The sequence below is a fragment of the Streptomyces hyderabadensis genome (genome assembly GCF_020404845.1).
Lineage (GTDB): Bacteria > Actinomycetota > Actinomycetes > Streptomycetales > Streptomycetaceae > Streptomyces > Streptomyces hyderabadensis.
In genome coordinates this window covers 1-8,007 of the sequence record NZ_JAIOJZ010000112.1, presented here as the reverse complement: position 1 = coordinate 8,007, position 8,007 = coordinate 1, and the positions used below count along the sequence as shown (strand labels likewise).

Genomic DNA, 8,007 nt, shown 5'->3' with positions numbered 1-8,007 from the left:
GCCGAGCCGTGTTCACCCGGCGGCGCCCGCCACGTCCGGCGCGGACGCCGCGGGTGTGCTCTGCTACGGCGCCCTGGCCGCCCGGGCGGGTGTTCCGTCCGTCCGTCGCGCTGCGGGCGGACGGCGACGCCGAGCCGTGCCCGCCCCGCGGCGCCCGCCACGTCCGGCGCGGACGCCGCGGGTCAGCCGGACCTCCGGCGTGCGGCCTCGCGCCGCTTGAGCGCCCGGCGTTCCAGCTCGCTGGTGCCACCCCACACGCCGATGGTCTGCCCCGTGTCGAGCGCCCAGCGCAGACACTGCTCCTGGACCGGGCAGGTCCGGCAGACCGCCTTCGCCTGCTCGGTCTGCAACGCGGCCGGGCCGGTGGTGCCGATCGGGAAGAAGAGGTCGGGGTCCTCCGTCCGGCATGCGGCGTGCTCTCGCCAGTCGTCCATCAAAGTCACCTGCGATCGGTATCGTTCGCGCCTTCGGGCATGGCTTGCTCCGTAGCGGGTGACCGGTCGACCGCGGTGCGAAACCGGCGCGGACGCGCCGGGGGCGCCGCGCCGGTGCTGGGTGCCTACCGGCGCAGCGCCCGGGCCGCCGCCGCCACCACCGCGTCCGCCACCGCGGCCAGCGCGGGCGAGTCGAGCTTCCACTGCTGCCAGTACAGCGTGACGTCCACCGCCAGGTCCGGGGCGAAGCAGACGAGTTGGCCGGTGCGCAGCAGGGGCTCCGCCTGCGGCTGCGGCACCATGCCCCAGCCGAGACCGGCGGCGACGGCCTCGACGAAACCCTCCGAGGTCGGCACGTAGTGCCGCGCGGCACTCGCTCCGTCGTGACCGAGCCGCCGCGCGAAGGCGTCCTGGAAGTCGTCCCGCCGGTCGAAGACCACCACGGGGGCCCCGGCGACGACCTCGTGCGGCGGTCCCGCCAGCCGGCGGGCGGCGAAGTCCGCGGTGGCGCACGGGAGATAGCGCATCCGGCCCAGTGCCCGGACGGTGCAGCCCGGCACCGGTTCGGGCGAGGACGTCACCGCCGCCATCACCGCGCCCTCCCGCAGCAGCGTCGCCGTGTGGCCCTCGTCCTCGCGGCGCAGATCGAAGCAGAGGGCGGGCTCCCGGGGGAGGCGGGTCAGAGCGGGCAGGAACCAGGTCGCCAGCGAGTCCGCGTTCACCGCCACCGACACCCGGGTCGGTTCGCCCTCCCCGCGCAGGCCCAGCTCGGCCGAGGCGTCGCGCTCCAGCCGCGCCACCTGGCGGGCCAGCCGCACCAGCACGGCACCGGAGTCGGTCGCCCGCACCGGTTTGGTGCGCAGCAGGAGCACCCGGCCGGTGCGCTGCTCCAGCGCCTTCACCCGCTGGCTGACTGCGGACGGTGTCACGTGCAGGGCGGCGGCGGCCGCGTCGAACGTGCCCTCGTCGACCACGGCGAGCAGGGTGCGCACCTGGTCCAGCGGCAATTCCGCGAAGGTCGTCATCACGTCGTCATCACGCTGGATGATGATACGTGCTAATGATGCATAAGAATCTTTAGCTGTACGTGCGGTGATCGCCCGCTTAGCGTCGCGGGCATGAACAACGCGCTCACGGCGGCCGCCGCCGGCTTCGGCACCGGTCTCTCGCTCATCGTCGCCATCGGCGCCCAGAACGCCTTCGTCCTGCGTCAGGGGGTCCGCCGCGACGCGGTCCTCGCCGTGGTCGGGATCTGTGCGCTGTCCGACGCCGTGCTCATCGCCCTGGGTGTCGGCGGGGTCGGTGCCGTGGTGGTGGCCTGGCCCGGTGCGCTGACCGCCGTCGGCTGGATCGGCGGTGCCTTCCTGCTCTGCTACGGCGCCCTGGCCGCCCGGCGGGTGTTCCGTCCGTCCGGGGCGCTGCGGGCGGACGGCGACGCCGCGGGCTCGCGCCGCCGGGCCGTGCTCACCTGCCTGGCGCTGACCTGGCTCAACCCGCACGTCTACCTCGACACCGTCTTCCTGCTGGGCTCCGTCGCCGCCGACCGGGGTCCGCTGCGCTGGACCTTCGGCCTCGGTGCCGCCGTCGCCAGCCTGGTCTGGTTCGCGGCGCTCGGTTTCGGCGCCCGCTACCTCGGCCGCTTCCTCGCCCGGCCCACGGCCTGGCGAATTCTCGACGGACTGGTGGCCGCCACCATGATCGTCCTCGGCGTCTCCCTCGTCGCCGGGGCCTGAGCCGGGCGGGGCTCCGGTCACGCGCGTGCGGGCGGGCTCGAACGGACCTGCGATAGTGATCCCCGCAGGCGAAAGATGTATCGAGCATGTAGGAAGCGCGTGGACACCAGCGAGAGCAGTGGCGAGAGCGGCACCGAAGCCGGGGCGAAGGCCCCGGCGCCGGACGGAGGGCGGCAGCAGCGGGGGTGGCGCCGCTGGGCCATGGACACCCGCCCCCTGCGCCGCCCGGCCTACCGCAGACTGTGGTCCTCGACCATCGTCACCGCCGTCGGCAGCCAGCTCACCGCGGTCGCCGTGCCCAAGCAGATCTACGACATCACCGGCTCCTCGGCCTGGGTCGGCGCCGCCAGCCTCGCCGGCCTGCTGCCGCTCGTGGTGTTCGCCCTGTGGGGCGGTGCGGTGGCCGACACCATGGACCGCCGCAAGCTGCTGCTGATCACCAACACCGGCATCGCGGTGACCTCGCTGCTGTTCTGGGTGCAGGCGGTCACCGGCATGGAGTCGGTGGCCGCGCTGATGCTGCTGCTCGCCTTGCAGCAGGCCTTCTGGGGCCTCAACGCCCCGGCCCGCAACGCCTCCATCGCCCGCCTGGTGCCCGAGCACGAGCTGCCCGCCGCCAACGCGCTCGGGTCGACCGTCATGCAGACCGGGCAGGTGGTCGGCCCGCTGCTCGCCGGTGCGCTGATCCCGCTGATCGGCCTGCCGGAGCTGTACCTGATCGACGCCCTCGCCCTGTGCGTCACCGTGTGGGCGGTCTACCGGCTGCCCGCCCTGCCGCCGCTGGCGGGCACGGCGGTCCGGCGCGCGGGCGTGCGCGAGGTCGTGGCCGGCTTCCGCTACATCGCCGGGCACAAGGTGCTGCTGCTGTCCTTCCTGGCCGACATCGTCGCCATGGTCCTCGGCATGCCGCGCGCCCTGTTCCCGCAGCTCGCCGCCGAGACGTACGCCCCCTACGGCGAGGGGCTCGCGCTCGGTCTGCTGTTCGCGGCGATCCCCATCGGCGCGGTGGCCGGCGGACTGTTCTCCGGCACCTTCTCGCGGGCCCGCCGGCACGGCTGGATGGTGATCGGCGCGGTCGTCGTCTGGGGCGCCGCCATCACCGGCTTCGGGCTGAGCGGGAATCTCTGGCTCGCGGTGGCGTTCCTGGCGGTGGCCGGCGTCGCCGACATGGTCTCCATGGTGTTCCGCGGGGCGATCCTGCTGTCCGCGGCCACCGACGAGATGCGCGGGCGCATGCAGGGCGTGTTCACCGTCGTCGTGGCGGGCGGCCCGCGGCTGGCCGCCGTCCTGCCCGGCGGCGCGGGCTCCGCCTTCGGCGCGCGGGAGGCGGTGGCCGGCGGCGGGCTGCTCGTCGTGGCGGTGATGCTGGCCCTGGCCGTCGCGATGCCGGCGCTGCGCCGCTACCGCGTCTGACGGCGGCTCACAGGGAGCCGCGTCCGTGCAGTGCGTAGTGCTCCATGAGCCGGCCCCGGGTGGACTCCAGCCGGTGCGCGAGGATCTCCGCGACCGACCGCACCAGCACGATGCCCAGCTGCGGGTCGCGCTCGCACAGGTCGAGCACCGATGCCGCGTCGAACTCGTAGGCGCGCACCGGGCTGAACGCCTCGGCGCCGAAGTCCCACTCGTAGGGCGGGAACAGCCAGGACCAGCCGAGCAGATCGCCCACGCCGAGACTGGCGACCGTGACCCGCTGCAGGGACGTCACCCGCTGGGTCAGGGAGACCGCGCCGGAGCGGATGACCCAGAAGCGGTCCGCCCGGCCCCCCGCCTCGAAGATCCGGTCGTCCTCCGGGAAGGAGACCTCCTGGGCCAGCTCCATCAGCCGCGCGCGCTGGGGGAGGGGCAGGGCGGTCAGCAGTTTGATCGCTTTGGTCATGGCACGGGGCTCCTCGCCGGCGATTCGGTTCCGGGGCTTTCCCTATGCCCATTTCAGTCGCTGTCGCCCGACTGGGCACCTCGGCGGACGGCGGGATCCCGTACGGATTCCGTGCCGGAACCGGGGACGGTGCGGCGAGGGCATGAAAAAGCCCTGGCTGGACGGGGGAAGCCAGCCAGGGCCGTAAGCGGTGACCGCGGAGGACATTCCGGTCGACTCCGTCGCCACGTATGGATGAACGCTAAACCATCTCCGGCGGTTCCGCGAAACCGGCACCCCGGCACGTGACCCGTCTCACTCGCCGGACTCCGCGACGACCCTGATCGTCTCCAGCGCCGGGTCGGTCGGGTCGGGGAGGTACATCCCCGCCTGAAGACCGCTGCGCAGATACCGCAGGACCGGCTCGGCCAGCCGCTCACCCGGCAGCACGGCCGGAATGCCCGGCGGATACGGCGTGATCATCTCCGCCGCGACCCGGCCGGCGGCCCGCTCCAGGGGGACGTCCTCGGTGGGGCCGAAGAACGCGTCCCGGGGCAGGCACACCTGCGGCATCCGCAGCTCGGCCGGCGAGGGCACCTCGACCCGTGGCGCGGGGCGCAGGCCGGGGGCGGCACGGGCGAGGTCCTTGAGCGCGGTGAGCAGCTCGTCCGCGGTCGCCCGGTCGTCGCCGTGGGTGATCTGCGCGCCGATCCGGCGGTGGTCGGTGATGTGGGCGACCACGCTGCGGTGCTCCCGCAGCCAGTCCGCCGCCTGGAAGCCCGAGATGCCGAGCCCGTCGAGGTCGATGACGACCGGCAGCGGATCGAAGCCGTGGGCCGCCCCGGGGCCGCAGAAGTCGTCCCGGTCGTTGACGTGCATGCCGTCGATCTCCTCGACGGCCGCCCGGACAGCGGCCGCCAGCTCCAGGGCGCCGCCCATCAGCTCGTGCCCGCGCAGCGCCATCTGCCGGCGCCAGCCGTCGAGCCCGGCGAAGATCAGTACCGAGGGGCTGGTGGTGCTCAGCAGGTCGGCGCGCATGCCGAGGAGCTTGGGCGGCACCAGGTCGCCGCGCAGATGGAACACCGAGCCCTGCTCCAGACCGCTGCCCATCTTGTGGATGCTGGTGACGCAGATGTCGGCACCCGCGTCCATCGCCCAGGACGGCAGATCGGGGTGGAAGGGCAGGTGCGCGCCCCACGCCTCGTCGACGATAAGCGGCACCGGACGGCGGTGGCAGACCTCGGCGACGGCCCGCAGATCGGCACTCGCGCCGTACGGCGTCGGGCTGGTGACCAGGGCGCCCTTGGCGTCCGGATGGGCGGCGAAGGCCTCCTCGAACGCCTCGGCGGACGGCGGATGGGCCAGGTGCCGCTCCGCGTCCCAGCGCGGTTCCACCCACACCGGCTCGATGCCGGACAGGATCAGCCCCGAGACCACGGACTTGTGGGCGTCCCGGCCGATCAGCAGCTTCTCGTGCGGCCCCGCGACCGCCAGCATCGCCGCCTTCACCGACAGGGAACTCCCGCACGTCGAGAAGAACGTGTGATCGGCGTGCACCGCGTCCGCCATCAGCTCCTGGGCGCGTTGCAGCACCCGCCCCCGGGTGAGCCGGTCGTCGAGCCCGGCCGTCGCCAGCACATCGCCGTAGAACACCGCGTCACCCAGCACCTCGCGCACCGCGGGGTCCGCCCCGCGCGCCTGCTTGTGCCCGGGCGGTGTGAACGACAGCCGCCCCTCGCGGCGGTACTCGACCAGGGCTTCCAGGACCGGTGCTCGGCTGTGATCGGCGCTCATGCCGACCGGTTTCCCGGCCGGCGGCGCGTCAATCCGTCCCGCGGGCCCTCACTCCCGCCGTCCGGCCCGGCGTCAGCACCTCGTCCAGCACCCGCAGGACGGCCTCGTACGCCACCGTCCGCACGGCGGCCTCCCGCGCGGCCTCCGGGTCGGTCGAGCGCAGCTCCTCGCTGCGCGCCCGCCAGGTGCGTCCCTCCTCCAGGGCACAGCTCCTCGCGCGGTGCATCCGGCGCAGCAGTTCGTCCGAGTCCACAACATCCGTCATGCACTCCGCGTACCCCCGCTGGGCGCCCGGATGGCCCCTGGACCGTACGGAGGACCGGAGGTTTGGCCGTACCGGAGGAGGTCAGCCGACAGTGACGAGGCCGCACGGCGCGCGCACGGCCGCACCGAACCGTCCCACCGAACAGGGAGCTGACGGATGCGTGACAGGGACACGACTTCACCCGTGGTCGAACAACGCGGCAGGGACACCTGCCGCAGGTACCGGCCGTGCAGGCCCGCCGACGCGCGCAGGGCGGTCGAACTCGCCGTCACCGAGTGCCGCGGCGCACACGGCGGTCCGTCGTGCGACGCGGGCGCCCTGTCGGACGCCGTGCTCGTCGCCTCCGAGCTGACCACCAACGCCATCCTGCACGGCGGCGGCATCACCGACTTCCGGGTGGACGTCGTGGACCCCGGAGCCCGACCGGGCGTGCGCCTGTCGGTGTGCGACCGCAGCCACGACCTGCCGGTGGCCGTGCCCGCCACGGACGACCGGGGCCGCCGGCGCCTCGGCGGCCGGGGCTGGCCGATCGTCTGCCGGCTGGCCCGCGAGGTACGGGTCGCAGATCTTCCCACCGGAGGCAAGTGCATCACCGTGGTCGTTCCGCTGTCCTGATGACTTTTGGAAAAGCGGAGTTTGTTCCACCGGCGCAGGGGCAGTCGCAGATTCGTGCTTCGGACCGGAGGCGCAGCAGCGGGAGCGGTACGGCTGCTTCGGTGCCCCGGCTGTGCCCGGGTGCCCCGGACAGCGCCGTTCCCGCGGAAAGTTCCCTGAGACCACCGTTCAGGAGCGGATCCGCATGCTCATAGAAACGCCCACCAGCCGTCCCGGTACCCCCGAGTCCACCCGGCCCGCCGACCCCTCGGGTGCTCCGGCCCGGCGCCGCCACGACGACGCGCCCGACACCATGGAGCTCTTCGGCCGCCTGGCGGGGCTGGCGGACGGACCCGAACGCGACGCCGTCCGGGACGAACTGGTCACGGCCTGGCTGCCCATGGCCCACCGGATCGCCGGGCGGTTCCGGGACCGCGGGGAGTCCATCGAGGACCTCCGCCAGGTCGCGGCGCTCGGCCTGGTCAAGGCCATCGACCGCTTCGACCCGGAGCGGGGGGCCTTCGAGAGCTACGCCGTCCCCACCATCACCGGCGAGGTCAAGCGCCACTTCCGCGACCGGATGTGGGCCCTGAGGGTGCCCCGCCGGGTGCAGGAACTGCGCAACAAGGTGCGCGTCGCCCGCCGTGAACTCGCCCAGAGCCCCGGCAGCCCCGAACCCTCGGTGGCCGCCCTCGCCGCCCACACCGGGCTGACCGAGGACGAGGTCGGCGCCGGGATGGAGGCGCTGGAGAGCTTCAGCACCCTGTCGCTGGACGCCGAGCTGTCGGCCGGCGACGACGGCTACAGCCTCGCGGACACCCTCGGCGCGGCCGACGCCTCGTACGACACCGTGATCGACCGCGAGTCCGCCAAGGAGGGCCTGCGCAGGCTGCCCGAACGCGAGCGCGCCATTCTCTACATGCGCTTCTTCGAGGACATGACGCAGAGCCGGATCGCCGACTGCCTGGGCATCTCGCAGATGCACGTCTCGCGGCTCATCAGCCGCAGCTGCGCCCGCGTCCGGGACGAGGCCATGGGCCGGCACACGGTCCGCTCCGGCCACCCGGCGCGGACCTGATGGGCGACGGGGCGACGAGCCGGACACAACGGCAACGCCGGGCACACAGGGAGGGACGGAACGGATGCTGATGCCACACCCCGCGGTGCTGCGCGGACTCCTGGCGGAGTACGAGGCGGCCGCGGTCGACGAGCCCGTCGACGCGACGGGCCGACCGGGCCCGCGGACCCGGGACCTGGCGTACACGCTGTGCGTGTCCACCGGTACCCGTGACGTGCGGCGGGCCCTGGAAACCGCCCGGCGCCACCTCGCGG

10 protein-coding genes are annotated in these 8,007 nt (G+C 73.7%); 5 read left to right on the top strand and 5 right to left on the bottom strand.

The genetic code is table 11. The features are described 5' to 3' along the window. Positions 1-182 precede the first annotated feature (182 nt). On the bottom strand, positions 183-434 hold the full coding sequence (locus K7854_RS36965; RefSeq protein WP_226030938.1) for a WhiB family transcriptional regulator: 252 nt from the start codon (positions 432-434) through the stop codon (positions 183-185). 125 nt (positions 435-559) lie between these two features. Further along, complete coding sequence (locus K7854_RS36960) at positions 560-1,459, bottom strand: LysR family transcriptional regulator ArgP (protein WP_226030937.1); 900 nt, start codon at positions 1,457-1,459, stop codon at positions 560-562. Between the two features lie 93 nt (positions 1,460-1,552). Here K7854_RS36960 and K7854_RS36955 point away from each other — a divergent pair, with 93 nt between their 5' ends. Then, the gene (locus tag K7854_RS36955) at positions 1,553-2,167 is read left to right on the top strand and encodes a LysE/ArgO family amino acid transporter (protein WP_226030936.1); all 615 of its coding nucleotides are present in this window, start codon (positions 1,553-1,555) and stop codon (positions 2,165-2,167) included. Positions 2,168-2,266: 99 nt separating this feature from the next. After that, positions 2,267-3,580: an MFS transporter gene (locus K7854_RS36950; protein ID WP_226030935.1), complete on the top strand. Its 1,314-nt coding sequence runs from the start codon at positions 2,267-2,269 to the stop codon at positions 3,578-3,580. A 7-nt stretch (positions 3,581-3,587) separates the two neighbouring features. Here K7854_RS36950 and K7854_RS36945 read toward each other — a convergent pair whose 3' ends face one another. From K7854_RS36945 to K7854_RS36935, 3 genes are all read right to left on the bottom strand, one after another. Then, positions 3,588-4,043 (bottom strand): cyclic nucleotide-binding domain-containing protein, encoded by a 456-nt coding sequence (locus K7854_RS36945; protein ID WP_226030934.1) that lies wholly within the window; start codon positions 4,041-4,043, stop codon positions 3,588-3,590. Between the two features lie 294 nt (positions 4,044-4,337). Then, positions 4,338-5,816, bottom strand: coding sequence for an aminotransferase class I/II-fold pyridoxal phosphate-dependent enzyme (locus K7854_RS36940; protein WP_226030933.1), 1,479 nt, complete (start codon positions 5,814-5,816; stop codon positions 4,338-4,340). Between the two features lie 28 nt (positions 5,817-5,844). Beyond that, positions 5,845-6,081, bottom strand: a complete 237-nt coding sequence (locus K7854_RS36935; RefSeq protein ID WP_226030932.1) for a hypothetical protein — start codon at positions 6,079-6,081, stop codon at positions 5,845-5,847. A gap of 156 nt (positions 6,082-6,237) precedes the next feature. Between K7854_RS36935 and K7854_RS36930 the strand changes: the two genes are divergently transcribed. The 3 genes from K7854_RS36930 to K7854_RS36920 form a co-directional block, all read left to right on the top strand. After that, positions 6,238-6,696, top strand: coding sequence for an ATP-binding protein (locus K7854_RS36930; RefSeq protein ID WP_226030931.1), 459 nt, complete (start codon positions 6,238-6,240; stop codon positions 6,694-6,696). Positions 6,697-6,880: 184 nt separating this feature from the next. Continuing rightward, a complete protein-coding gene (locus tag K7854_RS36925) occupies positions 6,881-7,753 on the top strand; it encodes a SigB/SigF/SigG family RNA polymerase sigma factor (RefSeq protein WP_226030930.1) in 873 nt (290 codons plus the stop codon). Between the two features lie 64 nt (positions 7,754-7,817). Continuing rightward, a partial coding sequence (locus K7854_RS36920) for a DUF5133 domain-containing protein (protein ID WP_226030929.1) occupies positions 7,818-8,007 on the top strand: 190 nt, incomplete at its 3' end.